We start from the raw sequence: 25,618 nt of genomic DNA, 5'->3' as shown, positions 1-25,618 counted from the left end.
AGCGTTTCGTCCGAAAATCCTATGCGGCGGGCTCCGGCCCGCCAGCCCGCGAAGGGGAAGACAGTGGCCGTAATTGCAAAGAACTGGCAGGAACTGAAGAAACCCAACAGCCTCGAAGTGAAGGCCGGCGCGGACAAGGCGCGGAAGGCGACGTTCGTCGCCGAGCCGCTGGAGCGCGGCTTCGGCCTCACGCTCGGCAATGCGCTCCGCCGCGTGCTGCTCTCCTCGCTTCAGGGCGCGGCCGTCACCTCGATCAAGATCGACGGCGTGCTGCACGAGTTCTCCTCGCTCGCTGGCGTCCGCGAGGACGTCACCGACATCGTGCTCAACGTGAAGCAGGTGGCGGTGAAGATGCTCGACGAGATGCCGAAGCGCCTGCACCTCACCGCGTCGGGTCCGGGCGAAGTCACCGCCGGCCAGATCTCGGTGACGGGCGACATCGAGATCATGAACCCCGATCTCGTCATCTGCACGCTCGACGAGGGCGCGACGCTGAACATGGAGCTGACCGTCGAGACCGGCAAGGGCTACGTGCCCGCGTCGCAGAACCGCCCGGCGGACGCGCCGATCGGCCTCGTTCCGGTCGATGCGCTCTACTCGCCGGTGCGCCAGGTCGCCTACAAGGTGGAGAACACCCGCGTCGGCCAGGAGCTCGACTACGACAAGCTGACGCTGACGGTCGAGACCGACGGCACCGTGAGCCCCGAGGACGCGCTCGCCTACTCGGCGCGCATCCTTCAGGACCAGCTCGCGCTGTTCATCAACTTCGACGAGCCGACCGCGATCGCCGCCGTCCCCTCCACGGCAGCCGCCGCGCAGGAGGACGAGGGCGCCATCAACCGCTACCTGCTCAAGAAGGTGGACGAGCTGGAGCTGTCGGTCCGCAGCGCGAACTGCCTGAAGAACGACAACATCATCTACATCGGCGACCTCGTCCAGAAGACCGAGGCCGAGATGCTCCGCACGCCGAACTTCGGCCGCAAGAGCCTCAACGAGATCAAGGAGGTCCTCTCGCAGATGGGCCTCCGCCTCGGCATGGAAATCCCCGGCTGGCCGCCGGAGAACATCGAGGAGCTCGCCAAGAAGCTCGAACAGGAAATCATGGGCTGAGGCTCCGGCCTTACCCCGCACGGGTTTGGGCGGCGCCCGGTTTCTGCCGCCTGGTCCGGAGTACCTCGCACGGCTCCGTGAACAAACGGGAAGGAAGTTTGAGACATGCGTCACCGCGTTGGACACCGCAAGCTCGGCCGCACCAGCAGCCACCGTCAGGCGCTGCTGCGCAACATGGCCGCCGCGCTCATCAAGCACGAGCAGATCACGACCACGCTCGCCAAGGCGAAGGAGCTTCGCCCCTACACGGAGAAGCTGGTCACGCTCGCCAAGAAGGGCGGCCTCGCCAATCGCCGTCTCGCGCAGTCGCGCCTGATGGACGAGACGCAGCTCAGGAAGCTCTTCGAGGTGCTCGGCCCGCGCTATGAATCGCGCCCCGGCGGCTACATCCGCGTGCTGAAGGCCGGCATCCGCGCCGCCGACGCCGCGCCGATGGCGATCATCGAGTTCGTCGACCGCGACACCAGCGCCAAGGGCCAGGACTCCGGCCCGGTCGAGTCGTTCGAGGACGCCGAAGCCGCCTGATCGGGCGCTTTTCGCTGAAGAACGCAGGGCCGTGCCTTCGGGTGCGGCCCTTTTCTTTTTCGGGCCAGCCAATAGGGTGCCGCGCATGACCGACTTCCGCTTCGACTACGGCCCCCGTGTGCTCTCCGGCACCGGGCGCAGCGCGTCCGTCCCCGAACTCGTTCCCGAAGGCCCCGTCCTCGTCGTCACCGACAAGGGCGTGCGCGGCCTCGGCCTCGCCGATCCGATGCTCGCCGCGCTCGGCGAACGGGCGCTGGTGTTCGACGCCGTCGAGGCCGACCCCTCCGCCGCGACCGCGCTTGCCGCCGTCGCGGCCGGACGCGAAGCGGGCGTCACGTCGGTTGTCGGCTTCGGCGGCGGCAGCCCGATGGACGTCGCCAAGGTCGTCGCCTACCTGCTCGGCTCCGGCGACGACCTCGACGCCATCTACGGCGTCGATCAGGCGAAGGGCGCGCGCCTCCCGCTCATCCTTATCCCCACCACCGCGGGCACCGGCTCGGAAGCCACGCCGATCGCGATCCTCACCGTCGGCGGCGCCGAGAAGAAGGGCGTCGTCGCCCGCCCGCTCTATGCCGACTGGGCGATCCTCGACCCGTCGCTCACCTTCGGCCTGCCGCGCGGCGTCACCGCCGCCACCGGCATCGACGCGATGGTCCATGCCATCGAGGCGTTCACCACGAAGCGCCTCAAGAATCCGCTGTCGGACGCGCTCGCGAAGCAGGCGCTGGCGCTGCTCGGCGCCAACATCCGCCGCGCCTGCGATGATCCCGGCAACGCGGACGTGCGCGGCGCCATGCTGCTCGGCTCGCACCTCGCGGGCGTCGCCTTCGCCAATGCGCCCGTGGGCGGCGTCCACGCGCTCGCCTATCCGCTCGGCGGGCATTTCCATGTGCCGCACGGCCTTTCGAACGCGCTGATGCTGCCGCATGTGCTCGGCCACAACATGGCGGCCGCGCTGCCGCTCTACGCGGACCTCGCGCCGATCCTCGATCCGTCGCTCGCGCCCCTCGGCCGTCAGGCGCAGGCGCAAGGCTTCATCGAGGCGCTCGCCGCGATCGCCGCCGACTGCGGCGTGCCCTCGCGCCTCCGCGACGTCGGCGTGAAGGCGGACGATCTCGACCTGCTCGCGTCGGAGGCGATGAAGCAGCAGCGCCTGCTCGTCAACAACCCGTGCGAGATCGGCCTCGCCGACGCCCGCCGCCTCTACGAGGCCGCGCTTTGAGCCGCGAGCCCTTCCGCGCCCGCGCCGACTACGCCGCCTTCCGCAGCATCACCACGCGCTGGGCGGACAACGACATCTACGGCCACGTCAACAACGTCGTCTATTACGGCTGGTTCGACACGGCGGTGAACGCGCACCTCATCGAGGCGGGCGTGCTCGACATCCACGGCGGCGGCGTCATCGGCCTCGTCGTCGAAACCGGCTGCCGCTACGCGCGTCCGCTCGCCTTCCCGCAAGTCATCGAGGCGGGCATCCGCGCCGCGCGCATCGGCACCTCGTCGGTCCGCTACGAGGTCGGGCTGTTCGCGGAAGGCGAGGGCGAAGCCGCCGCCGAGGGCTTCTTCATCCACGTCTACGTGGACCGCGAGACGCGCCGTCCCGTGCCGCTTCCTGCCGATCTACGTGCTGCGCTCGAGGCGATTTCGGTTCATCGCGGATAAAGCTCGCCCGGCGCATTTTCGCCGCAGATCATCGCGGGGTAGTCATATGCGCAAGGTCATGGGTTTCGGCGTCGCCACGGCCATCGTGGTCTCTTCAATGGCGGGCATTCCCGGTTTCGCGAACACGCCGCTCGGCGTGTCGAAGGCCCACGCCGACGGGCGCTACGGGCGCCGCCATCACCGCCGCGGCGACGGCTTCGATCTCGGCGACGCGATCGTCGGCGCCGTGGTCGCCGGCGGCCTCATCGCCGTCCTCTCCAGCGCGTCCAAGAAAAAGAAGGAAAACGAGGAGCGTCCGCTCGATTCGGGCTGGGAGCCGGAAGGCGACTGGAACCGCGACGGCACCTACGGCCGCCCCGGCGGCGGCGATTGGGGCTGGCAGGACCGCGACTGGAAGAACCGCACCAACGAGGAGCGCACCGCCATCTCCACCTGCGCGCGCGAGGCGGAAGACCTCGGCAGCCGCTACGGCCGCGAGGCGCGCGTGAACGACATCCGCGGCGTCGACCGGCAGGGCGGCGAGTACCGCGTCTCGGGCCGCGTCGAGCTGCGCGGCGCCGACCGCGATGACAGCCGCCGCGACGAGAGCTTCTATTGCTACGTCCGCAACGACCGCATCACCGACTTCCGCTTCGAAAGCGCCTACGCAGGCCGTTGAGTAGCCCTGCGGGCCCGGTGCGGCTAGGCTGGTCTCCTGCCCCCTACAGGAGACCAGCCTTGTCCGCCCACGAAGACGCCGCCGCCGTTCTCGCCTTCTGGTTCGATGAACTGACGCCGGAACAGCACTGGACGAAGTCGCCGGAAATGGATGCCGAGATCGCCCGCCGCTTCGGCGCGCTTCGCGATGAGGCGCTTGCCGATACCGCGGCGTGGACGCGCGACGCAGAGACGGTGCTGGCCGCGATCATCCTGCTCGACCAGTTCTCGCGCAACATCCACCGCGATACGCCGCGCGCGTTCGAGGCGGATGCCGCCGCGCTCGATCTCACGCTTTTCGGCATCGGCGAGGGCTGGCATCGGCGGCTCGACCCCGTGCGGCGCGGCTTCTTCTACATGCCGCTGATGCACGCCGAGGATCGCGGCGTGCAGCGGTTCGCGCTGCGCTGCTTCGCGGAAGCCGGCCTCGAACACCAGATCGGCTTCGCGCGCGATCACGCGGCGGTCATCGAGCGGTTCGGCCGCTACCCGACCCGCAATGCCCTTCTCGGCCGCGCGTCCACGCCGGAGGAACTGGAGTATCTCGCGCAGCCCGGCGTCGGCTGGTAGCCGCGGTTCAGCGGTTGCCGATGTCCGCCATGTCGAACGGCGTCGTCTGGTAGATCTGGTTCACCCAGTTTCCGAACAGCAGGTGCGCGTGGCTCCGCCAGCGGTTCTGCGGCGTCGCCGAGGGGTCGTCGTCCGGGAAGTAGTTCTTCGGCACGTCGATCGGCTTTCCGGCGTCGCGGTCGCGGAAATATTCCTCGGCGAGCGAGGTCGAATCGTATTCGACGTGGTTGAACATGTGCAGCGAGCGGTGCGCGGTGTCGTCGAGCAGGCAGAGGCCCGTCTCGGCGCTTTCGGCGAGCACGGTGATGCCGCGGCCCTCCGGCAGGTCCTCGCGCCGCACCTCGGTCCACCGCGAGACGGGGATCGCGAAGTCGTCCGAAAAGCCGCGCAGGTAGGGGGAGGCGGGGGCGAGGTTGTGATGCTCGAAGACGCCGAACGCCTTCCTGTCCAGCGCGTGCTTGGGCACGCCGTGGAAGTGGTGCACCGCCGCCTGCGCGCCCCAGCAGATGTTGAAGCAGCCGTGCACGTTGGTCTGCGTCCAGTCGAACACGCGGCGCAGCTCGTCCCAGTAGCTCACCGCCTCGAACGGCAGCAGCTCGACGGGCGCGCCGGTGACGATGAAGCCGTCGAAGCAGGTGTCCCGGATGTCGGCCCACGGCCGGTAGAACGACAGCATGTGCTCGGCGGGCGTGTTGCGCGGCACGTGGCCGCTCATCCGCACCAGCGTCAGCTCCACCTGCAGCGGCGTCGCGCCGATCAGCCGCGCGATCTGCGTTTCGGTGCGGATCTTGTTGGGCATCAGGTTGAGAAGGCCGATGCGCAAGGGCCGGATGTCCTGCCGCACGGCGTCCGTCTCGCGCATGATCATCACGCCCTCGCGCTCCAGCGTGCTGCGGGCGGGCAGGTCGTCCGGAATCTTGATCGGCATCGACGCGTCTATCCTCGGGTCGCTTGCCGGGCAGGACGCGGTGGCTTGATCCGTTTGGTTGCCGGCTCGGCCACATCCTCCCCGAAGGGAGCGCCACCTTGCCCGGAAAGCAGGTTGGCGTTGGGCCTTGCACCCAACTCTTGATGTGATGCCGTCTCTAGGCGGGTTTGCGCTTACGCTCAAGAGGGTGCTGCGAAGGTCGCTGGACAGGCTCTTCCGCCAGCGTTAACCCGGCCGGAATCCCACGTCCTGATCCTCGAGGCCCCGCGTGACCGTTCCCCACGGCGATTCCATCCTCATTCTCGATTTCGGCAGCCAGGTGACGCAGCTCATCGCCCGGCGCGTGCGCGAGGCGGGGGTCTACTGTGAGATCGTGCCCTTCTCCGGGGGCGAGGCTGCCGTCGAACGCCTGAAGCCGAAGGGCATCATCCTTTCGGGCGGCCCCGCGTCGGTGACGGAGGGGGCGAGCCCCAAAGCGCCGGAAGCCGTGTTCGCGGCGGGCGTGCCGGTGCTCGGCATCTGCTACGGCGAGCAGACAATGTGCGCGGAGCTCGGCGGCAGGGTCACGCCCTCCGACCACCGCGAGTTCGGCCGCGCCTTCATCGAGATCGTGCGGGACTGCCACCTGTTCGACGGCCTCTGGAGCGCCGGCGGGAAGCATCAGGTGTGGATGAGCCACGGCGACCGCGTCGAGGCGATCCCGTCCGGGTTCGAGGTGGTGGCGAAGTCGGACGGCGCGCCGTTCGCCGCGATCGCCGACGACGTGCGCCGCTTCTACGGCGTGCAGTTCCACCCGGAGGTGGTGCACACGCCGGACGGCGCGAAGCTGCTGTCGAATTTCGTGCGCCATGTCGCGGGCTGCACGGGCGACTGGTCGATGGCGGGCTACCGCGAGGCGAAGATCGCCGACATCCGCGCGCAGGTCGGCAGCGGCAAGGTCATCTGCGGCCTCTCCGGCGGCGTCGATTCGGCGGTCGCGGCAGTGCTGATCCACGAGGCGATCGGCGACCAGCTCACCTGCGTGTTCGTCGATCACGGCCTGATGCGCGCGCAGGAGGCCGAGGAGGTCGTCTCGCTGTTCCGCGGCGCCTACAACATCCCGCTCGTCCACGTGGACGCGGAGGAGATGTTCCTGTCGGGGCTCGCGGGCGTCACCGATCCCGAAGCCAAGCGCAAGTTCATCGGCAAGACCTTCATCGACGTGTTCGAGGCCGAGGCGAAGAAAATCGGCGGCGCCGATTTCCTCGCGCAGGGCACGCTCTATCCGGACGTCATCGAGAGCGTCTCGTTCACCGGCGGGCCGTCCGTCACCATCAAGAGCCACCACAATGTCGGCGGTCTGCCCGCGCGCATGAACATGAAGCTCGTCGAGCCCTTGCGCGAGCTGTTCAAGGACGAGGTGCGCGCTTTGGGCCGCGAGCTCGGCCTTCCCGAGGCCTTCGTCGGCCGCCACCCGTTCCCCGGCCCCGGCCTCGCCATCCGCATCCCCGGCGAGGTCACCAAGGAGAAGTGCGACACGCTCCGCAAGGCCGATCGCATCTACCTCGAGGAGATCCGCAAGGCGGGCCTCTACGACGCGATCTGGCAGGCGTTCGCCGTGCTGCTCCCGGTCCGCACCGTCGGCGTCATGGGCGACGGGCGCACCTACGAGTCCGTCTGTGCGCTGCGCGCCGTCACCTCGGTCGACGGCATGACCGCCGACGTCTACCCCTTCGACGCCGCCTTCCTCGGCCGTGTCGCCACGCGCATCGTGAACGAGGTGCAGGGCATCAATCGCGTCGTCTACGACTACACGTCGAAACCGCCGGGAACGATCGAGTGGGAATGATTCCGCGTCTGGCACAGCCAGGCACCTGATGGCATGAAATGCCGCTAAGCCCGCGTAATTGCGGGCTTTTTTTTGTTTGTGTTTGGCACGATCTGGCAACGGGAGGAAGCGCCAAGCACCGTTTGAGCATGGCATTAAAGCTGGTATTATGGTTTGGCGATGCCATGATTGATGCCGATACCATGCTGCGTTCTTTTGTGTGTTCATGGTATTAATATTCTATAAGTTACTGTTTCGTAAGAAAAAATACGATAAATTCGAGATTTTTTCAGCATGGTATCGGAGACGAAGAAGGACAAGGTACATGCTGACCGATACCAAGCTGCGCAATCTCAAGCCCAGGGACAAACTCTACAAAGTGAATGACCGGGAAGGTCTCTATGTGGCAGTGACTCCAGCCGGCTCCATCTCGTTCCGTTACAACTACTCAATCAACGGTCGGCAGGAGACCATCACCTTTGGGCGTTATGGTGTCGGTGGCATCACCCTGGCCGAAGCCCGCGAGCTGTTGGGTGACGCCAAGAAGATGGTTGCGGCGGGCAAGTCGCCGGCCAAGGAGAAAGCCCGAGACAAGGCGCGGGTGAAAGATGCAGAGACGTTCGGTGCCTGGGCGGAGAAGTGGCTGCGTGGCTACCAGATGGCCGACTCCACCCGCGATATGCGCCGCTCGGTTTATGAGCGTGAGCTGAAGCCGAAATTCAGCAATCAGAAGCTGGTGGAGATCACCCACGAAGACTTGCGGGCGCTGGCTGATGCCATTGTTGAGCGAGGCGCACCGGCCACCGCCGTTCATGTGCGTGAAATCGTGTTGCAGGTATTTCGCTGGGCCATCGAGCGTGGGCAGAAGGTCGAAAACCCGGCAGAACTGGTGCGCCCAACAAGCATCGCTCGATTCGAGCCACGTGACCGAGCGTTGACGCCAGAAGAAATTGGGCTGATGTACCAGTACATGGAGCGAGTGGGCACAAGCCCAACAAACCGTGCGGCGGCCAAGCTGTTATTGCTGACGATGGTGCGCAAGAGCGAGCTGACCAATGCGACCTGGAGCGAGATCAATTTCAGCGAAGCGTTGTGGACGATTCCAAAGGAGCGGATGAAACGCCGTAACCCGCACCTGGTATTTCTGTCCCAGCAGGCTCTGGATATTTTCATTGCCATGAAAACCTTTGCCGGTGGTTCCGACTTCGTTTTGCCATCACGGTACGACTCGGATGCGCCGATGAGCGCTGCCACACTTAACCAGGTGCTGACGCTGACTTACAAGGCGGCGCAGAAAGATGGGAAGTCACTTACCAAGTTCGGACCGCATGATTTGCGGCGCACAGCCAGCACGCTGTTGCATGAGGCCGGCTACAACACCGACTGGATCGAGAAGTGCCTGGCGCACGAGCAGAAGGGCGTGAGGGCTGTCTACAACAAGGCTGAGTACCGCGAGCAGCGGGCGGCGATGTTGCAGGATTGGGCCGATATGATTGATGAGTGGACTTCGGGAGGCAGTAAGGGTTGATGTTTTTGCTATCTTTGATAGCATTGAAGTTGATGCCGTGAATTTATAAATAAGGCCGCCATTGGCATCGGGCAGGTCAATTACCGATTAGCTGCTTCGCGCAGCTACTCGATGAATAGCAACTATTCATTTGAGAGGTATTGACCCATGCAAAATATAAAGACCCTCATCAACAGGAAGAAGCTCCTGGAGATGATCCCGCTTTCGACACGAACAATTTATAACCTGGAGCAGCGAGGGGATTTTCCACGCCGTATCGCGTTAACCAGTAGAAATGTCGCCTGGGATTTGTCAGAGGTCGAAGAGTGGATTGAGGCACGTAAATCATCGGGTGATCAAGCTGCGCGACCTGGCCCTATAGAGGGCTAGTTATATGGCTCTTGATCTTATGGCGGCTTTCACGGAATTGCCGCCACCCATTGATTATGTTCTGCCTAATATGGTTGCTGGCACTGTTGGTGCTCTTGTGTCGCCTGGTGGGGCTGGTAAATCCATGTTGGCCCTTCAATTGGCTGCACAGATTGCAGGCGGGCCTGATTTACTTGAAATAGGCGAGTTTCCCACCGGGCAAGTGGTCTATCTGCCTGCTGAAGATCCACCGGCCGCTATTCACCATCGTCTGCACGCCCTTGGGGCACACCTCAGCGCAGCGGAACGGCAAGCCGTGGCTGATGGTTTGCTCATTGAACCCTTGATCGGTAAATGCCCAAACATCATGGCTGCTAGCTGGTTCGATGCTCTCAAACGAGCCGCTGAAGGTCGTCGCTTGATGATCTTGGACACTTTGCGGCGCTTCCACATTGAGGAGGAGAACGCTAGCGGGCCGATGGCGCAGGTTGTTGGGCACATGGAGGCCATAGCCGCTGATACAGGCTGCTCCATTGTGTTTCTGCACCACGCGAGTAAAAGCGCAGCCATGATGGGGTCGGGCGATCAACAGCAGGCCAGTCGTGGATCGTCCGTACTGGTTGATAACATCCGTTGGCAATCGTACCTATCCGGCATGACGCAAGGCGAGGCCGAGATACTGGGGGTCGATGATTGTCAGCGTGGGTATTTTGTCCGCTTTGGCGTCAGCAAGGCCAACTATGGCGCACCTTTTCAAGAACTCTGGTTTAGACGGCACGACGGCGGCGTGTTGAAGCCTGCTGTACTGGAGCGGCAGTGCAAGGTGAAAAGGAGACAGCGTGAAGAAGCCTAAGCATGACCTGACCCACGTCCGACATGATCCCGCGCACTGTTTGGCACCTGGCCTGTTCCGCAGCCTCAAGCGTGGCGATCGCAAACGCTGCAAGCTGGACGTGACCTACACCTTTGGCGAGGACGAATCCATGCGTTTCGTCGGATTCGAACCTCTCGGGGCCGATGATATGCGTCTTTTGCAAGGCATCGTGGCCCTTGGCGGCCCGAACGGCATCTTGCTAACCCCGGAACCGACCAGTGAGACGGGGCGACAGCTACGGCTATTCCTTGAACCCCGTTTCGAAGCCATTGAGCAAGACGGCTTGGTGGTTCGTGAGAGCCTGACCAAACTGCTCTCAGAAACGGGCATGACGGATAGCGGCGACAACATCAAGGCGCTCAAAGCCAGCCTGCTGCGCATGTCGAACGTCACCATCCTTGTGACGAAGGGACGGCGGCAAGCCGCGTTCCACCTGATGAGTCATGCTTTTGACGAGACGGACGGCAGGCTATGGGTTGCCCTGAATCCGCGTATTGCCGAAGCGATCCTGGGGCATCGTCCATATGCCCGTATCGACATGGCGGAAGTGCGGGTGCTACAGACTGATCCGGCACGGCTGATGCACCAACGGCTATGCGGCTGGATCGACCCCGGCAAATCCGGGCGCGTGGAACTGGACACGCTTTGCGGCTATGTCTGGCCAGATGAAGCCAATGCCGAAGCTATGAAAAAACGCCGTCAGACTGCCCGGAAGGCACTGGCCGAACTTGCCGCCGTGGGTTGGGTAGTGAACGAATACGCCAAGGGAAAATGGGAGATCAAGAGGCCTGGCCCCACGGCAACTGCACCCGTTTACCGTCGTAACGTTCCCTTGTTACCGTCGTAACGCTCCCCTTCTGCCGTCGTAACGTTCCCCGTCCCAATTTGGAAAACCCAGACGGTGCGCTGCTTTGCGGGCAGTTTGGGAAATCCATCCAAGATTATCTAAAGATAATCCATCATGCGCGGTGCAGCTCGCGCCTTGAGGGCGCGTTCTGACCTTGCCAATAAAGCCCTGGCGGGCTTTATCAATCGGCCATAGGCCGATGGTTTAACGCCAAGAAGAGAAGGCGGCTTCAGTGGCCGCTGAAACGCCTTGTGAGAGGGGAAAACAACCCGGAGTCCCTTATTCCATGAGCTGAAGCAGAATCTGCGTCTAACGGTGCTGGAGGGCCGCTGTGTGCACTTGTAGTTATCTGTACTGAAACCTTGGCTCGAAACGTGAAATGGCTAAGCAGTGCCCATTCGTTCGGTAAGAATAATAAGAAGATTATTATTCTTATTATTACCAAGCAGGAATGAGCCGTGTGTGTTGGACGCCCATAACCAGTAACCTGCGTGAAGGTGTCAACATCAGGAAAGGTTGCCCCTCAAGTATCAATACGTCGCCTTAGTGGTATGACGGGAGGGGAGGCAAATTTCTTGTGTTCATTGACACTTGAGGGGCGGGTTATGCCCTTCTTTTTTGGCGTCCAACTCGCCCCATCGGGGCGAATGGTTTGTGTCGATTGTTGGCATTTTAGGTTCCGATTTAAAGCCGATTGAGCAGCGATTTTGAAGCGACTATGTCGATTGCAGGCCGATTTGGTGACGATTACGGTTATGTTGCCAAGAATCGGTGTTTGTTTGACGATAAAACGCTTTACGTTCGATATGCGCTAGATTTTCAATAGTGGGTGAAATGCGGGCAGGATGGGTGAAGTTAGCTAACCGGCAAGCCGGTTATCTATCTTCACTGTCCCTTATTCGCGCCGGGGGCACTCAACGGGAATCCTGCCCTGCGGGGCTGATCGGCTACCGCCGGTTGCAAGAGTATAGGTCTTGCTATTTTTAATATCTTTGATAGCATGGTTGTCGGGTACACCAAAAGGGTATTGATATGGCAAATGTGCTTATCAGGAATTTACCCGCCGAGGTGCACCGTGCGTTGAAAGTTCGAGCAGCGCTCAACGATAGGAGCACCGACGCGGAAATACGCGAAATACTGACGGCGGCAGTACAGCCGCTAGAGCTTGAAGAGATTGGCCGGGAAGTTGGCTTGTCCGAAAGCGATAAAAAAACAGAGTAGTTTTACGTTTGTAAGTCCGGGCCTCAGCGCCAAGGGCAATACCGATCAGCTAGTGGCGTAGCTCTTCGATGAAACGTTGCCGAGAACAAGCACAACGCTTGGTCAAGGCAATGCCTTCTTTTCATCGACGGAGTACGACCATGAAGTCCAAAATTTTAGCGGCTAAAAAAACCGCTCTAGCCGTTGCACTCGCAACCGGCTTTATCACCACTACCACCGCCCCTGTGCAAGCTGGTATCCCCGTCATCGACGGCGGCAACCTGGCCCAGAACATCATGACGGCCATCGAGTCGGTGGCGCAGACGCTCAAGCAGATTGAGCAGTACCAGACCCAGTTGCAGCAGTACGAAAATCAGCTCCAGAACACGATGGCCCCAGCCGCGTATATCTGGGATCAGGCGCAGACTACGATCAACCGGCTGATTGCCGCGCAAAACACGCTGGCCTATTACGAGAACCAGCTAGGCAGCCTGGATCGTTACCTGGCCAAGTTTCAGGACGTGGCCTATTACCGCAGCTCGCCATGCTTCAACGGCAGCGGCGGATGCACGCCGGCCGAAAAGGCAGCGATGGAAGAGAACCGCCGCCTGGCGTCAGAGTCGCAAAAGAAGGCCAACGATGCCCTGTTCCAGACCGTTGCCGACCAGCAAAAGGCTTTGAAGGATGACGCCCGTACCCTGGAGCGGCTGCAAGGCGCGGCCCAGGGTGCAACTGGCCAGCTACAGGCCATCGGCTACGCCAACCAGCTCGCCAGCCAGCAGGCCAATCAGCTCTTGCAGATTCGCACCATGTTGACCGCCCAACACAACGCGGAGGCAGCCCGGATTGCAGCAGAACTCGATGCCGAGGCGCGAGGTGATGCCAGGGCCGAGCAAATGCGTACCTGGACGTTTCGCCCGAGTCCGGCAGACAACTACTAGGGAGGCGGTGAGATGAAAAAAATCTTTTTTACTACCGCGGCTACGTTGCTGTTGTTGGCTGGATGTGAACAGGAAAGGATGCCCGAACCAAATGCGGCGACGTGTGCCCCCGATGCGTTCCAGGCAGCACTGAATGAAATGCGCAGCGAAGCGAACCGAGAGGCCTTTACCGAGGAATGCAGAGCATTCCAGAAGGCCAAGCAGATGCGTCAGTGGGAGTTCAAGCCCAGCCCTAAAGATGATTATTGAGGTGGTCGCCATGAGAAAGAAAATTGCTCTAGGTGGCTTGATGATGGTCGCCACAATGGTGCTGGCTGAACCTGCAATGGCGCAGGAGCTAAGTAGCAGCGGTGTTATGAATGATGTGCTCAAGCGTTTTCATGATGCTGCCGCAACATGGGGGCCAGCTATTGAGTCCGCTGCATCGCGTTTGTTCTGGACGCTGGTTGTGATTTCGATGGTCTGGACATTCGGCATGATGGCTTTGCGCAAGGCCGACATTGGCGAGTTCTTCGCGGAGTTCGTTCGCTTCACGATCTTCACCGGCTTTTTCTGGTGGTTGCTGACGAATGCGAACCAGGGCATGAATATCGCCGGTACGATTGTTCAGTCATTGCAAACTCTGGGCGCGCAGGCGGGGGGACTTTCCAATAGCAATCTTGGGCCCTCCAGCATCCTTGATCTTGGTTTCGAGTTATACAACCGCACAGTACAGGCCACCTCGGAGCTGGGATGGCGGCAGATGGCAACTGCTCTGGTCATGGAGCTAATGGCCCTGGCTGTTTTGTTTGTCCTGGCGTTGATTGCGGTCAACCTGTTGCTGTTGCTCGCATCAGCCTGGATTCTGTTGTATGCCGGTGTGTTCTTCCTTGGCTTTGGTGGAAGTCGTTGGACTTCCGACATGGCGATCAATTACTACAAGACCGTGCTGGGCCTGGCCGCACAGCTTATGGCAATGGTGCTTCTGGTTGCGATTGGCAAAGAGTTCATCAATCACTACTACACGCAAATCAGCGAGAACATGGCATCCCAGGAACTGGCCGTGATGTTGGTTATATCGGTCATCTTGCTTTTCTTGGTCAACAAAGTTCCGCCGATGATTTCTGGTCTTGTGTCTGGTGGTGGTATTGGCGCAGCCGGTGGAATTGGAAACTTCGGTGCGGGTGCGGCAGTTGGGGCGGCGGTGACGGCGGCCAGTATGGCAACTGGCGGCGCTGCCCTGGCAGGTAAAGCGGTTATGGGTGCCGCAGCCGGTGCAGCCGGAGGTGCAAGTGCACTCCAAGCGGCTTTTCAGAAAGCATCAGCGAGTATGGAAACCGGCGGTGACATGTCCAGCATGGGGTCAGTTGTCAGCAGTGGCGGAAACGGTGGTGGTGAAGCGGGTACTGCTGGCAGTAGCCCATTCGCCCAAGCGGCTGGCTTTGGTGACAGCGGCAGTAGCTCAAGCGGTGGCGGCTTTGCCAAGGCCGCGAAGCTGGCCACAGGCACGGCCTCCGAGTTAGCCAAGGGTGTCGGCTCTCAAGTGAAGCAGGGATTCCAGGAGCGAGTGAGCGAAACCACAGGCGGAAAACTGGCTGCTTCGATACGCGAAAGCATGGAGCCGAAAGAAGCAAGCCAATCTGGCCAGTTCGAGGGCAATAGCTTGGGCGCCGATTCTGGCCCAGATAGTAACGAAGTCAGGAGTTAGCACGATGACGACATCAACATACATGGCCGCATTGGCGGCCCTGGATGAAGCGCCAAGGGAAGAAGTCAGCCAGGTATTTATTTCGCCGCTGGGTGATCAATCGACCGAGGTCGATGCAGAGACAGAAACAGCCGCTTTTGTATCACGGCCAGACCCTATGAGAGAGAGCGAAACTAAGCCGATAAGTATTGAGGTTAATGGCGGCAGGAATGAGCGGTCAGCATTCGCGGAGGCGGCGGGGCTGTACCTGTAGGCGCACCGGGCTGGCCACAACCAGCCCGGCACTTTCAATCAACACCTACTGGAGAGGTGAATTATGACAACACAACATATTATCGAACCAGGGCAAGCAGTGCATCAAGCAGCGGCTATTCTTTCTTCTTTGGAGTACATCAACCAAGCGGAAGCGCGGAGCCTTGGGCCATTGGCCGAAGCCGTCGCTAATGCTTTTATGGTGGTGTACTACCAAGCTGAAACGGGCCGGGCGACACAGGCTGATTTTCAAGAAGCAATGAACGCCTTGCGCCAAGCGTGCAGCTAATGACGAAAGGGCGGCCACTCGAACTGGCCGCCTTTTTCAATCTTCACTGTTTGGCCATTCCCGACCCACAGACGGCGCATCCATCCATTCGCGTTCCTCCGGCGGCAGCGGGTAAGCCCCGGATGCTTCCGCGTCGGCCAGTAGTTCGGCCAGTGTGTAGCGCACCCGACCAGTGGAAACGGCGCGGGCCGGGTCGGCCTTCTCATGCAGCCTGTTCTCTAGGTTCTTTGGGTCTGTCATCGGGCGACCTCAGCAAGCATGGATACTAGGTGTTCCAGGTCAGTGATCGAATGCGCCAGGAAGCGGCCGGCGCGGCAATCTGCAATCATTTCCTCAGTTTTTTCCTACTCATGTTCAACCTCGTTCGTACCAGCTCTTCGAGCGATTCACCACGCGCACGACCAGCAGCATCACCGGCACTTCGACCAGGACGCCGACCACGGTTGCCAATGCAGCGCCGGAGTGCAGACCGAACAAGCTGATGGCGGCCGCCACGGCCAGCTCGAAGAAGTTGCTGGCACCGATCAGGGCCGAAGGACAGGCGACAGAGTGCTTTTCCCCCGCCCGCTTGTTCAGCCAGTAGGCTAACCCGGAATTGAAGAACACTTGAATCAAGATCGGCACGGCTAGCATGGCGATCACTAACGGCTGCCGGATGATGGCCTCGCCCTGGAAGGCGAACAGTAGAACCAACGTCAGCAGCAGCGCGGCCATCGACCACGGCCCGATCTTCTGCATGGCCCGTTCAAAGGCGGCCTGTCCTTGCTTGAGCAGATGCCGCCGCAAGAGCTGCGCCAGGATCACCGGCACGATGATGTAGAGCACGACCGAAATCAGCAGCGTGTCCCAAGGCACCGAGATCGAGGACATGCCCAGCAGCAGGCCGACGATGGGCGCGAAGGCCACGATCATGATGGCGTCGTTCAGAGCCACTTGCGAGAGCGTGAAAAGCGGGTCGCCGTTGGTAAGGCGGCTCCACACGAACACCATTGCCGTGCAGGGCGCGGCGGCCAGCAAGATCAAGCCCGCGATGTAGCTGTCCAGTTGATCGGCCGGCAGGAACGGAGCGAACACTTGTCGGATGAACAGCCACCCCAGCAGGGCCATCGAGAATGGCTTGACGGCCCAATTCACGAACAGCGTGACGCCGATGCCGCGCCAATGCTCTTTGACCTGGTGCAGCGCCCCGAAGTCGATCTTGACCAGCATCGGGACGATCATTACCCAAATCAGCAGGCCCACCGGCAAATTGACCTGGGCCACTTCCATGCGGCCTATGGCCTGGAACACGTCAGGAAGGCCCTGGCCGAGCGCAACACCGGCGACGATGCACAGGGCCACCCACAGCGTCAGGTAACGCTCGAAGCCGCTCATCGGGGCCTGGCGCGGCTTCGCGGCGATGGCCTGTGCGCCGGCGCTCATGCTTCCTGCTCGGTCTTGCCGATGTTCGCCAGCTCGCGCTTGATGGCCGTCTGGTCAAGCATTTTGAGAGGCAGATTCACGAACAGGCGGACGCGGTTCATCATGTGCCGGAAGGTTTGTTCGAAGGCCCGGCGCTTCTCGGCGTCAGTGCCTTCGACGGCGGCCGGGTCTTCAAATCCCCAATGCGCCGAGATCGGCTGACCAGGCCACACCGGACACATTTCGCCGGCGGCGTTGTCGCAGACGGTGATGATGAAGTCCATCTTCGGTGCGTCGGGCGTGGCGTACTCGTCCCAGCTCTTGCTGCGCAGATTCTCGGTCGGGTAATTCACCGACTCCACCTTTTCGACGGCGAAGGGATTGACCTTGCCGGTTGGGTGACTGCCGGCGCTGTAGGCGCGGAAGCGCCCTTGCCCCATCGTGTTGATGAGAGCTTCGGCCATGATGCTGCGCGCCGAATTGCCGGTGCAGAGGATGAGGACGTTATAGATTCTTTCGGTCATGATGTTTCGCTTTCTGGTAGTGGCTGGGGAGCAATGGCGATGGATGAAAGATCGGTGGCCTCGTCGATGACGTGGCCGGCCGCTTTCCGTTCGGAATAGCGGTCTGTCAGTGCTTCACGGTGCGGCCGTACCAGCGCCGTGAAGCGCACCAGTTCTTCCATCACATCGGCTATTCGGTCGTAGTACGGCGAGGGCTTCATGCGGCCCGCCGCGTCGAACTCTTGGAACGCTTTGGCGATACTCGACTGGTTCGGAATGGTGAACATTCGCATCCAGCGGCCGAGCAGACGCAAGGTGTTCACGGCGTTGAAGCTCTGCGAGCCGCCGGATACCTGCATCACGGCCAGGGTGCGGCCTTGGGTCGGCCGGATGCCGGCCATTTCAAGCGGCAGATGGTCAATCTGCGCCTTCATGACACTGGTAATCTGACCGTGGCGTTCCGGGCTGCACCAGACTTGTCCCTCTGACCACTCGGACAGGGCGCGCAGCTCCTTGACGGCCGGGTGATCGTCGCTTTGCACTTGATCGGGCAACGGCAAATCGGACGGGTCGAAGATGCGTGTTTCTGCGCCAAAGAATTGCAGCAGCCGGGCCGCTTCCTCGACGGCCAGCCGTGAGAACGAGCGGGCGCGCAGCGAGCCATACAGCAGCAGGATACGCACCGGCGGGGCGTCGGGTGCCAGCCCGAGCGCCGGGCGCTCGATGGCAAAGGATTTGTCCAAAGCGGGCAAAGAATCGGGGTCGGAAAGATGGCGAAGTCTCATGCCAACACCTTCCCGGCTTCCGTGGTGCAAGACAGGTTGCACACCTGGCCGCCGCAGCAGTTTTCCGTGAGAAAGGCCACCAGGTTAGTGGCCGTCGAAAAGTTCGCCTCGTAGATCACAAATCGGCCTTCTTGCCGCGACGTGACCATGCCGGCGTGTGCCAGCTCTTTCAGGTGGAAGGATAGCGAAGACGGCGGGATGCCGGCCGCTTCGCTGATTTTTCCGGCGGCCATGCCGGCGGGGCCGGCCTGGACGAGAAGCCGGAACACCGCGAGGCGCGATTCTTGAGCGATGGCCGCCAGGGCGGCTACAGCATTTATCGTTTCCATGTTTCAATAATAGTCGAAATATGGAGTGTGCTCAATAGCTCATTTAAGCTGTAAAAATGAGCTAGGCGCATTTAGATCGATATGTGATAAATTGGCCTGCCAGTTTAAGATGGGTGCATTTGAGTATGCCCAAAGGAGCCCGCAAGTATGCGCAGGACGAAGCCAGTAGCCGCGCCGATGGTGGCGCGGGTCTATCTGCGCGTCAGCACCGACGCGCAGGACTTGGAACGCCAAGAGGCGATCACTACGGCCGCGAAGGCCGCCGGCTACTACGTCGCCGGCATCTACCGTGAGAAGGCATCCGGCGCACGCGCCGACCGGCCTGAGCTGCTGCGCATGATCGGCGACCTACAGCCCGGCGAGGTGGTCATTGCCGAGAAGATCGACCGCATCAGCCGCCTACCTTTGCCCGAGGCCGAGCGCCTGGTGGCCTCGATACAGGCCAAAGGCGCACGCCTGGCCGTCCCTGGCGTGGTCGATCTATCCGACCTGGCGGCCGAGGCCCAGGGCGTCGCCAAGATCGTGCTGGAAGCCGTGCAGATCATGCTTTTTCGCCTGGCCTTGCAGATGGCCCGCGACGACTACGAGGACAGGCGCGAACGCCAGCGCCAAGGCATTGAGTTGGCCCGCCAGGCCGGGCGGTACAAGGGCCGCCGTGCTGATCCGAAGCGCCGCGCCCAAGTTGTCGCGCTGCGCAAGTCCGGCTACAGCATCAACAAGACCGCCGAGCTGGCCGGGTACAGTGCGGCCCAGGTGAAACGGATATGGGCCGAGGTCAGCCAGGCCGAAGCGAAGCAGCACGGCGCGTTCGTGGAGGACGCATTGACGGAAGCCGATGCCCTGGCCGCTGTCGGCCAGGATGAGCGCCAGGAGGAAAGGGCATGAAGAAGCCGAACCAAGACGACGAGCCGTTTTTCATCACCGAGGAGATTGCGGCCGAAATGATCGCCGGCGGCTATGAGTTCGAGCTGCCGCCCATTCCTTGCACCATCCGCCTACGCGACGTGCTGGAGCGCATGACCGATGCTGAGCTAGCATTGCAGCCGGGCGAGATCGCCGACCAGGAGCGTGAACGCTGCCGGCGCAAGCCGTGTTCAACCTCATGATCTGGTCATGGTATTTTTCATGGCACTGAGCCTGATAGTTCTTGCAAATTGTTGTCACTAAAGGGTTTTGTGTGCTTGTTTACAATCGAGTGGGAGTGACGGGCACTGGCTGGCAATGTCTAGCAACGGCAGGCATTTCGGCTGAGGGTAAAAGAACTTTCCGCTAAGCGATAGACTGTATGTAAACACAGTATTGCAAGGACGCGGAACATGCCTCATGTGGCGGCCAGGACGGCCAGCCGGGATCGGGATACTGGTCGTTACCAGAGCCACCGACCCGAGCAAACCCTTCTCTATCAGATCGTTGACGAGTATTACCCGGCATTCGCTGCGCTTATGGCAGAGCAGGGAAAGGAATTGCCGGGCTATGTGCAACGGGAATTTGAAGAATTTCTCCAATGCGGGCGGCTGGAGCATGGCTTTCTACGGGTTCGCTGCGAGTCTTGCCACGCCGAGCACCTGGTCGCTTTCAGCTGTAAGCGTCGCGGTTTCTGCCCGAGCTGTGGGGCGCGGCGGATGGCCGAAAGTGCCGCCTTGCTGGTTGATGAAGTACTGCCTGAACAACCCATGCGTCAGTGGGTGTTGAGCTTCCCGTTTCAGCTGCGTTTCCTGTTTGCCAGCCGGCCCGAGATCATGGGGTGGGTGCTGGGCATCGTTTACCGCGTCATTGCCACGCACCTGGTCAAGAAAGCGGGCCATACCCACCAAGTGGCCAAGACGGGCGCGGTCACCCTGATCCAGCGTTTTGGATCGGCGCTCAATCTGAATGTTCACTTCCACATGCTGTTTCTCGACGGTGTGTATGTCGAGCAATCCCACGGCTCAGCGCGTTTCCGCTGGGTCAAGGCGCCGACCAGCCCAGAGCTCACCCAGCTGACGCACACCATCGCCCACCGGGTGGGTCGCTATCTGGAACGGCAAGGCCTGCTGGAACGGGATGTCGAAAACAGCTATCTGGCCTCGGATGCGGTGGATGACGACCCGATGACACCCCTGCTGGGGCACTCGATCACTTACCGTATCGCTGTCGGTTCACAGGCGGGGCGAAAGGTGTTCACTTTGCAAACTCTGCCGACCAGTGGTGATCCGTTCGGTGACGGGATTGGCAAGGTAGCCGGGTCCAGCCTGCACGCCGGCGTGGCGGCCAGGGCCGATGAACGCAAGAAGCTCGAACGGCTGTGCCGGTACATCAGCCGCCCGGCGGTATCCGAGAAGCGGCTGTCGTTAACACGAGGCGGCAACGTGCGCTACCAGCTCAAGACGCCGTACCGGGACGGCACCACGCACGTCATTTTCGAACCATTGGATTTCATTGCAAGGCTGGCCGCCCTGGTACCGAAGCCCAGAGTCAACCTAACCCGCTTCCACGGGGTGTTCGCACCCAACAGTCGGCACCGGGCGTTGGTCACGCCGGCAAAACGGGGCAGGGGCAACAAGGTCAGGGTGGCTGATGAACCGGCAACACCAGCACAACGGCGAGCGTCGATGACATGGGCGCAACGGCTCAAGCGTGTTTTCAATATCGACATCGAGACCTGCAGCGGCTGCGGCGGCGCCATGAAAGTCATCGCCTGCATTGAAGACCCTATAGTGATCAAGCAGATCCTTGATCACCTGAAGCACAAAGCCGAAACCAGCGGGACCAGGGCGTTACCCGAAAGCCGGGCGCCACCGGCTGAGCTGCTCCTGGGTCTGTTTGACTGACGAGCCTGAAGGCCAACGATACCAATCAAAATGCTGCGTTCACAGCGCCGCGGCAGGGATCCGCCGTGCTGGTTGTCGGAAAAGGAGCCGCTAGTGGGAAAGAGGAGGGTAAATTTTCAGCGTTGCTGGCTCCCCGTCAGCCGGATTGGGTTGCATCGCAGGGGTGTCGAAAGAGTCAACTGCGGTCCAAAGCTGTTGGACTTGGGTGAAAAGGGCGTTTATTCTTCCTATACGTTGTCGGCAGCGGGCCAAAAAGGAATACGTCCATGCCCATCGAGGTGAAACCGGCTGTGAGCGCGGGTTCAAGCATATAGCCCGACAGGCGCGTATCCTTGCCGATCACGACACGATGGCGGTGGTCACCGCGACGAAAGACACGGCCAGCCGCCATGCCGACGCGCAAGGCGGTTTCCGCCGTCATCGCGCCTTCGTTGGCTTTGCCACGAATACCGTCTGTGCCGAAATATTTGCGCACCATAAGGTCGATTATCCTGTCGTCGGGTCGCCCTCAAAGGGGACATGCCTGCTGAACCGCGAATATAGAGAAATATCCCGAATGTGCAGTTAACGAATTCTTGCGGTTTCTTTCAGCGCCGCCAATACCGCCAGCCCGTCGCGCAAGGGGCGCGGCTCGTGTGTGCGGATGAAGTCAGCTCCACCTGCGGCGGCGGCAAGCTCTGCAGCGAGTGTCGCGGCCCCGACATCCCCCGGACCACGGCCTGTGAGCGCGCGCAGAAAGGATTTGCGCGAAACAGACAGAAGCACCGGCAAATCGAAGCGCAGCCGCAATTCATCGAACCGCGCCAGCACCGAGAGCGAGGTTTCGGGAGCAGCCCCCAGAAAAAACCCCATGCCGGGATCAAGGACAAGGCGGTTGCGTTTGATACCGGCACCCGTCAGCGCCGCGATGCGCGCGTCAAAGAACGCCGCAATGTGATCCATGATGTCGCCAGCGGGTGCCTCGCGCCGATCTGCCTGCCCGTCTTGCACCGAATGCATAACGACGAGTTTGGCAGATGATTTCGCCAATTGCGGATAGAACGCAGCGTCTGGAAAACCGCGAATATCATTGAGATAGGCCACACCACGCGACAAGGCATAGGCTTGCGTCGCGGGTTGATAACTGTCGAGCGAGACGGGAATGCCATCTGCCTTGAGCGCGTCCAGCACCGGCGCGATACGCGCGATTTCTGTGTCGGACGAAACAGGCGCGGCGTCGGGATTGCTGGATGCCGGACCGAGGTCGATCACATCTGCCCCCTCGGCCATCAGCTTACGCGCCTGCGCAATGGCTGCGTCTGGCGCCAGATACCGGCCTCCATCGGAGAAACTGTCCGAGGTTATGTTGACGATGCCGAAAATGATGAGCGATTTATTCATGGGGGCTTCTATAATAATAATAATCGAGCATGAGTCTCATACGGATGCTCGGGTCGAAAGGGAATCCCCAGGCGAGTAACCTGTTTGCGGTGATCCATTAGCTGCAGGAGCAGAAGAGCATACATCTGGAAGCAAAGCCAGGAAAGCGGCCTATGGAGCTGTGCGGCAGCGCTCAGTAGGCAATTTTTCAAAATATTGTTAAGCCTTTTCTGAGCATGGTATTTTTCATGGTATTACCAATTAGCAGGAAAATAAGCCATTGAATATAAAAGATAAAAATGTCTTGTTTACAATAGAGTGGGAGTGAAATCAGGTCCTTCAGGGACTATCGCCAGCTATCGAAGAACTGATATAACGTGTTGATTTAGAAAGAAATACGTCACGACAGCTATCGGTGGCTATCGCCGGCCAGCAGAAAAAGTTGACGGTAGAGCTGACGGTAAAAATCGAGGCTGGATTAAGACACTCTCGTTCACTATTCAGACTTTTACCGTCTTTGACGGTAAAAGCCTTCTCGGGAAAGCTTGTTTCATGGGGCTTTCCGGGCATCAGCAGGTCTCCAGGTCCCTGACGGTAAAACCTGACGGTAAATCCGTCACATGCCGGAGGAAACCTCGATGCTGACCGACGCTGCACTACGCAATTTCAAACCTAAGTCCAAGATTTATAAGGCTTCTGACCGAGACGGGATGTATGTGACGGTATCGCCTGGCGGAACGATCACGTTCCGCTACGACTACCGGCTCCACGGCCGCCGCGAGACGCTGACCCTCGGACGCTATGGCCCTGGTGGCATCTCGCTGGCAATGGCGCGCGAACTGCTGCTGGACGCGCGCAAAGCCGTTCTCAAGGGTGTCTCGCCCGCGCTGGAAAAGCAGCGTGAGAAACGCCGGATGGTCGCCATCAAGACCTTCGGCGCGGCGATGGAGACGTGGCTGGCCAACGCAAGGCTGGCTGACAGCACCCGCGCCATGCGCAAGCACATCATCGACCGGGACATCCTGCCGGTCTTCCAGAATCGCCTGCTGACCGAAATCCAGGCCGAAGACCTGCGGGCCTTGTGCAACAAGGTCAAGGAGCGTGGGGCGCCGGCCACGGCGGTACAGATTCGGGACATCGTGAAGCAGGTCTACATCTACGCCATCGCCCACGGTGAGAAGGTGGACAACCCCGCCGACAGCGTGGGCGCGGCCTCGATCGCCACCTTTGTGCCGAAAGATCGCGCCTTGTCGCCGCTGGAGATTCGGTTGTTCATGCAGCAGATGGAATCGGTGGCGACCTATCCGACCATCAAGCTGGCGCTGCGCTTGATCCTGCTGACGTTGGTACGCAAGAGCGAACTGATCCACGCCACCTGGGATGAGGTCGATTTCGAGAGCAAGACCTGGACGATTCCTAAGCAGCGGATGAAGGGGCGCAACCCGCACGTGGTCTATCTATCGCGCCAGACGCTCGACATCTTCGTGACGTTGCACGCCTGCGCGGCGGGATCAAGGTTCGTTTTTCCGTCTCGCTATGACGCAGAGCGGTGCATGTCCAACGCCACTTTGAATCGCGTCACGGGGCTCGTGGTGGAGGCGGCAAAGACCAAGGGGCTGCCGCTGCAACCCTTCACCGTCCATGACCTGCGCCGCACCGGCTCGACGCTGTTGAACGAAATCGGCTTCAACCGCGACTGGATCGAGAAGTGCCTGGCGCACGAGGACGGGCGTTCCTCGCGCTCGGTTTACAACAAGGCCGAGTACGCCGAGCAGCGGCGCCACATGCTGCAAGAGTGGGCCAACCTAGTCGATGCCTGGGGCGGTGGGCAGACCTACGTGCCGAAGCTGTTACCGGCGAACGTAGTGGTGCCGGCGTTGAGCGCGATAGCCTGAAACAGTGGCTTGGTTGTCACTTGACAACTAAGCCATTCATCCCCATACTGAAGATTATTGATGGCTCGTTCCCCTCATCCGAAGAAAGATGTTGAGGAAGCTCTCAGGCACGCCGAAGGGCAGGGCTGGCGCGTCGAAGTCGGCGGCAGCCACGCTTGGGGGCGGATGTATTGCCCTTACAACGATGAAGAATGTCGCTGCGGCGAGTTCTGCATCACCAGCGTATGGAGCACGCCGAAAAATCCCGGCAACCACGCGCGCGCCTTGCGGCGCGTCGTGGACAACTGCACCACGCACCGGTCGCAGCGCGACGCTGATGATGGTGCCAAGGAGTAGCGCGATGGAATACACCTTCACTCTGAAATACCAGCTCACGGACGATGACCGCGACGCCGATGCACTGGTGGAGCGCCTGGGCGAAGCCGGCTGCGACGATGCCTTGGTCGGCATCGGGCAGCCGGGTCGATTGGCGCTGGAGTTCACCCGCGAGGCTGCGGATGCGGACGAGGCCGTGCGTAGCGCGCTGGCCGATGTGCGCTGCGCCGCGCCGACCGCGCGATTGATCGAAGTAGCGCCGGATCTGGTGGGTCTGACTGACGTGGCCGACATTGTGGGCGTGTCGCGGCAGAACATGCGCAAGCTGATGCTGGCGCATCCGGGCAGCTTTCCGGCGCCGGTGCATGAGGGCAGCGCGTCGATCTGGCATTTGGCAGACGTATTGGCGTGGTTGCAGGCCAAAGGCAGCTACTCGCTGGCCAAGGACGTGTTTGAGGTGGCGCGGGTGGCCTTGCAGGTCAACGTGGCGAAGGAGGGGCGGCGATTGCCGCGCTCGGCATCGAAGGCACTGGAGGCTTTGATTGGATGAGTGCCGCTGCTTGGCCTTATGCCTTGCTCGAACCCGCCCGGACAGGGCGGGTTTTTCGTAGGTGGACATCCGGTTTCGACACGCCGGCGCGCGGAGCCTGCTTTCGTTCTTCGACCCAGGCTTCCACTTCTGCCAAGTCCCATACGACGCAGCGTGGCGTCAGGTTGAAGCGACGTGGGAACTCACCGCGACGCTCCATTTCGTAGATCGTCGTTTCGGCGAGGGGAACGATCTGCCGTAGTTCCTGCCGGCGAATGGTGCGACGGAAGGGAAGGACACTGCGCTTTGGAAATTGCGGCAAAGCCTCGTAGGCATCCGTGCCTGGCAAGGGGAGGCCGACATCGGTGCCGGCGGTATTGGGGGCTTGCGATAGCTGTTCCACCTCGGACTCCATGGTTCTGCTGCAT

Annotated in this window: 31 protein-coding genes, 1 pseudogene and 1 riboswitch; of the genes and pseudogenes, 23 read left to right on the top strand and 9 right to left on the bottom strand. The window is 61.1% G+C overall.

The window, feature by feature from the left end:
* Positions 1-63 precede the first annotated feature (63 nt).
* From PE061_RS03310 to PE061_RS03285, 6 genes are all read left to right on the top strand, one after another.
* Complete coding sequence (locus tag PE061_RS03310; RefSeq protein WP_271257744.1) at positions 64-1,110, top strand: DNA-directed RNA polymerase subunit alpha; 1,047 nt, start codon at positions 64-66, stop codon at positions 1,108-1,110.
* Positions 1,111-1,215: 105 nt separating this feature from the next.
* A complete protein-coding gene (rplQ, locus tag PE061_RS03305) occupies positions 1,216-1,635 on the top strand; it encodes a 50S ribosomal protein L17 (RefSeq protein WP_271257743.1) in 420 nt (139 codons plus the stop codon).
* 85 nt (positions 1,636-1,720) lie between these two features.
* Positions 1,721-2,857: an iron-containing alcohol dehydrogenase gene (locus PE061_RS03300; protein WP_271257742.1), complete on the top strand. Its 1,137-nt coding sequence runs from the start codon at positions 1,721-1,723 to the stop codon at positions 2,855-2,857.
* Positions 2,854-3,297 (top strand): acyl-CoA thioesterase, encoded by a 444-nt coding sequence (locus PE061_RS03295; protein WP_271257741.1) that lies wholly within the window; start codon positions 2,854-2,856, stop codon positions 3,295-3,297. The genes PE061_RS03300 and PE061_RS03295 overlap by 4 nt, the downstream gene beginning before the upstream one ends.
* A 46-nt stretch (positions 3,298-3,343) precedes the next feature.
* Complete coding sequence (locus tag PE061_RS03290; RefSeq protein ID WP_271257740.1) at positions 3,344-3,955, top strand: hypothetical protein; 612 nt, start codon at positions 3,344-3,346, stop codon at positions 3,953-3,955.
* A 59-nt stretch (positions 3,956-4,014) separates the two neighbouring features.
* Positions 4,015-4,563 carry a DUF924 family protein gene (locus PE061_RS03285; RefSeq protein ID WP_271257739.1) on the top strand — a complete coding sequence of 183 codons (549 nt, stop codon included), beginning with the start codon at positions 4,015-4,017 and terminating at the stop codon, positions 4,561-4,563.
* 7 nt (positions 4,564-4,570) lie between these two features.
* Here PE061_RS03285 and metA read toward each other — a convergent pair whose 3' ends face one another.
* Entirely contained in the window at positions 4,571-5,491 is a 921-nt protein-coding gene (gene metA, locus PE061_RS03280; protein ID WP_271257738.1) for a homoserine O-acetyltransferase MetA, read from the bottom strand.
* 44 nt (positions 5,492-5,535) lie between these two features.
* Positions 5,536-5,643, bottom strand: a riboswitch (SAM-I-IV-variant riboswitch).
* Positions 5,644-5,759: 116 nt separating this feature from the next.
* On the opposite strand from metA, the gene guaA reads away from it, so the two are divergent.
* From guaA to PE061_RS03225, 11 genes are all read left to right on the top strand, one after another.
* Positions 5,760-7,319, top strand: coding sequence for a glutamine-hydrolyzing GMP synthase (gene guaA, locus PE061_RS03275; protein WP_271257737.1), 1,560 nt, complete (start codon positions 5,760-5,762; stop codon positions 7,317-7,319).
* A 304-nt stretch (positions 7,320-7,623) separates the two neighbouring features.
* Complete coding sequence (locus tag PE061_RS03270; RefSeq protein ID WP_000954590.1) at positions 7,624-8,826, top strand: tyrosine-type recombinase/integrase; 1,203 nt, start codon at positions 7,624-7,626, stop codon at positions 8,824-8,826.
* A 147-nt stretch (positions 8,827-8,973) separates the two neighbouring features.
* Positions 8,974-9,195: a helix-turn-helix transcriptional regulator gene (locus PE061_RS03265; RefSeq protein WP_001179606.1), complete on the top strand. Its 222-nt coding sequence runs from the start codon at positions 8,974-8,976 to the stop codon at positions 9,193-9,195.
* Positions 9,196-9,199: 4 nt separating this feature from the next.
* Entirely contained in the window at positions 9,200-10,027 is an 828-nt protein-coding gene (locus PE061_RS03260; RefSeq protein ID WP_001162384.1) for a helicase RepA family protein, read from the top strand.
* Complete coding sequence (repC, locus tag PE061_RS03255) at positions 10,014-10,895, top strand: replication protein C, IncQ-type (protein WP_000743064.1); 882 nt, start codon at positions 10,014-10,016, stop codon at positions 10,893-10,895. Before PE061_RS03260 ends, repC begins: the two co-directional genes overlap by 14 nt.
* A gap of 1,032 nt (positions 10,896-11,927) precedes the next feature.
* Positions 11,928-12,116 (top strand): FitA-like ribbon-helix-helix domain-containing protein, encoded by a 189-nt coding sequence (locus PE061_RS03250; protein WP_000024442.1) that lies wholly within the window; start codon positions 11,928-11,930, stop codon positions 12,114-12,116.
* 140 nt (positions 12,117-12,256) lie between these two features.
* Entirely contained in the window at positions 12,257-13,036 is a 780-nt protein-coding gene (trbJ, locus tag PE061_RS03245; RefSeq protein WP_000836966.1) for a P-type conjugative transfer protein TrbJ, read from the top strand.
* A gap of 12 nt (positions 13,037-13,048) precedes the next feature.
* Positions 13,049-13,285 carry an entry exclusion lipoprotein TrbK gene (trbK, locus tag PE061_RS03240; protein ID WP_000718002.1) on the top strand — a complete coding sequence of 79 codons (237 nt, stop codon included), beginning with the start codon at positions 13,049-13,051 and terminating at the stop codon, positions 13,283-13,285.
* A 10-nt stretch (positions 13,286-13,295) separates the two neighbouring features.
* Complete coding sequence (gene trbL, locus PE061_RS03235) at positions 13,296-14,723, top strand: P-type conjugative transfer protein TrbL (RefSeq protein ID WP_001405816.1); 1,428 nt, start codon at positions 13,296-13,298, stop codon at positions 14,721-14,723.
* A 4-nt stretch (positions 14,724-14,727) separates the two neighbouring features.
* A complete protein-coding gene (locus PE061_RS03230) occupies positions 14,728-14,976 on the top strand; it encodes a hypothetical protein (protein WP_000213809.1) in 249 nt (82 codons plus the stop codon).
* 63 nt (positions 14,977-15,039) lie between these two features.
* Complete coding sequence (locus PE061_RS03225) at positions 15,040-15,264, top strand: type I toxin-antitoxin system ptaRNA1 family toxin (RefSeq protein WP_000211355.1); 225 nt, start codon at positions 15,040-15,042, stop codon at positions 15,262-15,264.
* Positions 15,265-15,300: 36 nt separating this feature from the next.
* On the opposite strand, the gene PE061_RS03220 is transcribed toward PE061_RS03225, so the two are convergent.
* The 5 genes from PE061_RS03220 to PE061_RS03200 all read right to left on the bottom strand — a co-directional run bounded on the left by PE061_RS03220 (position 15,301) and on the right by PE061_RS03200 (position 18,282).
* A complete protein-coding gene (locus PE061_RS03220; RefSeq protein ID WP_000131871.1) occupies positions 15,301-15,504 on the bottom strand; it encodes a hypothetical protein in 204 nt (67 codons plus the stop codon).
* Between the two features lie 114 nt (positions 15,505-15,618).
* Positions 15,619-16,686 carry an ACR3 family arsenite efflux transporter gene (gene arsB / locus PE061_RS03215; RefSeq protein WP_001272375.1) on the bottom strand — a complete coding sequence of 356 codons (1,068 nt, stop codon included), beginning with the start codon at positions 16,684-16,686 and terminating at the stop codon, positions 15,619-15,621.
* Positions 16,683-17,189: an arsenate reductase ArsC gene (locus PE061_RS03210; protein WP_000140066.1), complete on the bottom strand. Its 507-nt coding sequence runs from the start codon at positions 17,187-17,189 to the stop codon at positions 16,683-16,685. The genes arsB and PE061_RS03210 overlap by 4 nt, the downstream gene beginning before the upstream one ends.
* Positions 17,186-17,953, bottom strand: a complete 768-nt coding sequence (gene arsH, locus PE061_RS03205; RefSeq protein WP_001239389.1) for an arsenical resistance protein ArsH — start codon at positions 17,951-17,953, stop codon at positions 17,186-17,188. The genes PE061_RS03210 and arsH overlap by 4 nt, the downstream gene beginning before the upstream one ends.
* Entirely contained in the window at positions 17,950-18,282 is a 333-nt protein-coding gene (locus PE061_RS03200; RefSeq protein WP_000447876.1) for an ArsR/SmtB family transcription factor, read from the bottom strand. Before PE061_RS03200 ends, arsH begins: the two co-directional genes overlap by 4 nt.
* A gap of 147 nt (positions 18,283-18,429) precedes the next feature.
* Between PE061_RS03200 and PE061_RS03195 the strand changes: the two genes are divergently transcribed.
* The 3 genes from PE061_RS03195 to PE061_RS03185 all read left to right on the top strand — a co-directional run bounded on the left by PE061_RS03195 (position 18,430) and on the right by PE061_RS03185 (position 21,092).
* Entirely contained in the window at positions 18,430-19,167 is a 738-nt protein-coding gene (locus tag PE061_RS03195) for a recombinase family protein (RefSeq protein WP_001366550.1), read from the top strand.
* Positions 19,164-19,388, top strand: coding sequence for a hypothetical protein (locus PE061_RS03190; RefSeq protein ID WP_000743213.1), 225 nt, complete (start codon positions 19,164-19,166; stop codon positions 19,386-19,388). The genes PE061_RS03195 and PE061_RS03190 overlap by 4 nt, the downstream gene beginning before the upstream one ends.
* A 210-nt stretch (positions 19,389-19,598) precedes the next feature.
* Positions 19,599-21,092 carry an IS91-like element ISCR2 family transposase gene (locus PE061_RS03185; protein WP_001120888.1) on the top strand — a complete coding sequence of 498 codons (1,494 nt, stop codon included), beginning with the start codon at positions 19,599-19,601 and terminating at the stop codon, positions 21,090-21,092.
* 235 nt (positions 21,093-21,327) lie between these two features.
* Here the strand turns inward: PE061_RS03185 and PE061_RS03180 are convergent.
* Positions 21,328-21,570: pseudogene (locus tag PE061_RS03180) on the bottom strand (phosphoglucosamine mutase); the annotation flags it as partial.
* Between the two features lie 86 nt (positions 21,571-21,656).
* Entirely contained in the window at positions 21,657-22,472 is an 816-nt protein-coding gene (sul2, locus tag PE061_RS03175; RefSeq protein ID WP_001043260.1) for a sulfonamide-resistant dihydropteroate synthase Sul2, read from the bottom strand.
* Between the two features lie 617 nt (positions 22,473-23,089).
* Between sul2 and PE061_RS03170 the strand changes: the two genes are divergently transcribed.
* Genes PE061_RS03170 through PE061_RS03160 form a run of 3 tightly spaced genes read left to right on the top strand, consistent with a single transcriptional unit; the run spans position 23,090 to position 25,211 of the window.
* Positions 23,090-24,346, top strand: a complete 1,257-nt coding sequence (locus PE061_RS03170; RefSeq protein WP_054668696.1) for a tyrosine-type recombinase/integrase — start codon at positions 23,090-23,092, stop codon at positions 24,344-24,346.
* Positions 24,347-24,406: 60 nt separating this feature from the next.
* Complete coding sequence (locus PE061_RS03165) at positions 24,407-24,682, top strand: hypothetical protein (RefSeq protein ID WP_082394034.1); 276 nt, start codon at positions 24,407-24,409, stop codon at positions 24,680-24,682.
* Between the two features lie 4 nt (positions 24,683-24,686).
* Entirely contained in the window at positions 24,687-25,211 is a 525-nt protein-coding gene (locus tag PE061_RS03160; RefSeq protein ID WP_054666242.1) for a helix-turn-helix transcriptional regulator, read from the top strand.
* Between the two features lie 16 nt (positions 25,212-25,227).
* On the opposite strand, the gene PE061_RS03155 is transcribed toward PE061_RS03160, so the two are convergent.
* A complete protein-coding gene (locus tag PE061_RS03155; RefSeq protein ID WP_082394032.1) occupies positions 25,228-25,605 on the bottom strand; it encodes a helix-turn-helix transcriptional regulator in 378 nt (125 codons plus the stop codon).
* Positions 25,606-25,618: the final 13 nt, after the last annotated feature.

The sequence above is a fragment of the Sphingosinicella microcystinivorans genome, from assembly GCF_027941835.1.
Lineage (GTDB): Bacteria > Pseudomonadota > Alphaproteobacteria > Sphingomonadales > Sphingomonadaceae > Sphingosinicella.
This window is presented reverse-complemented; position numbering and strand designations above follow the sequence as displayed.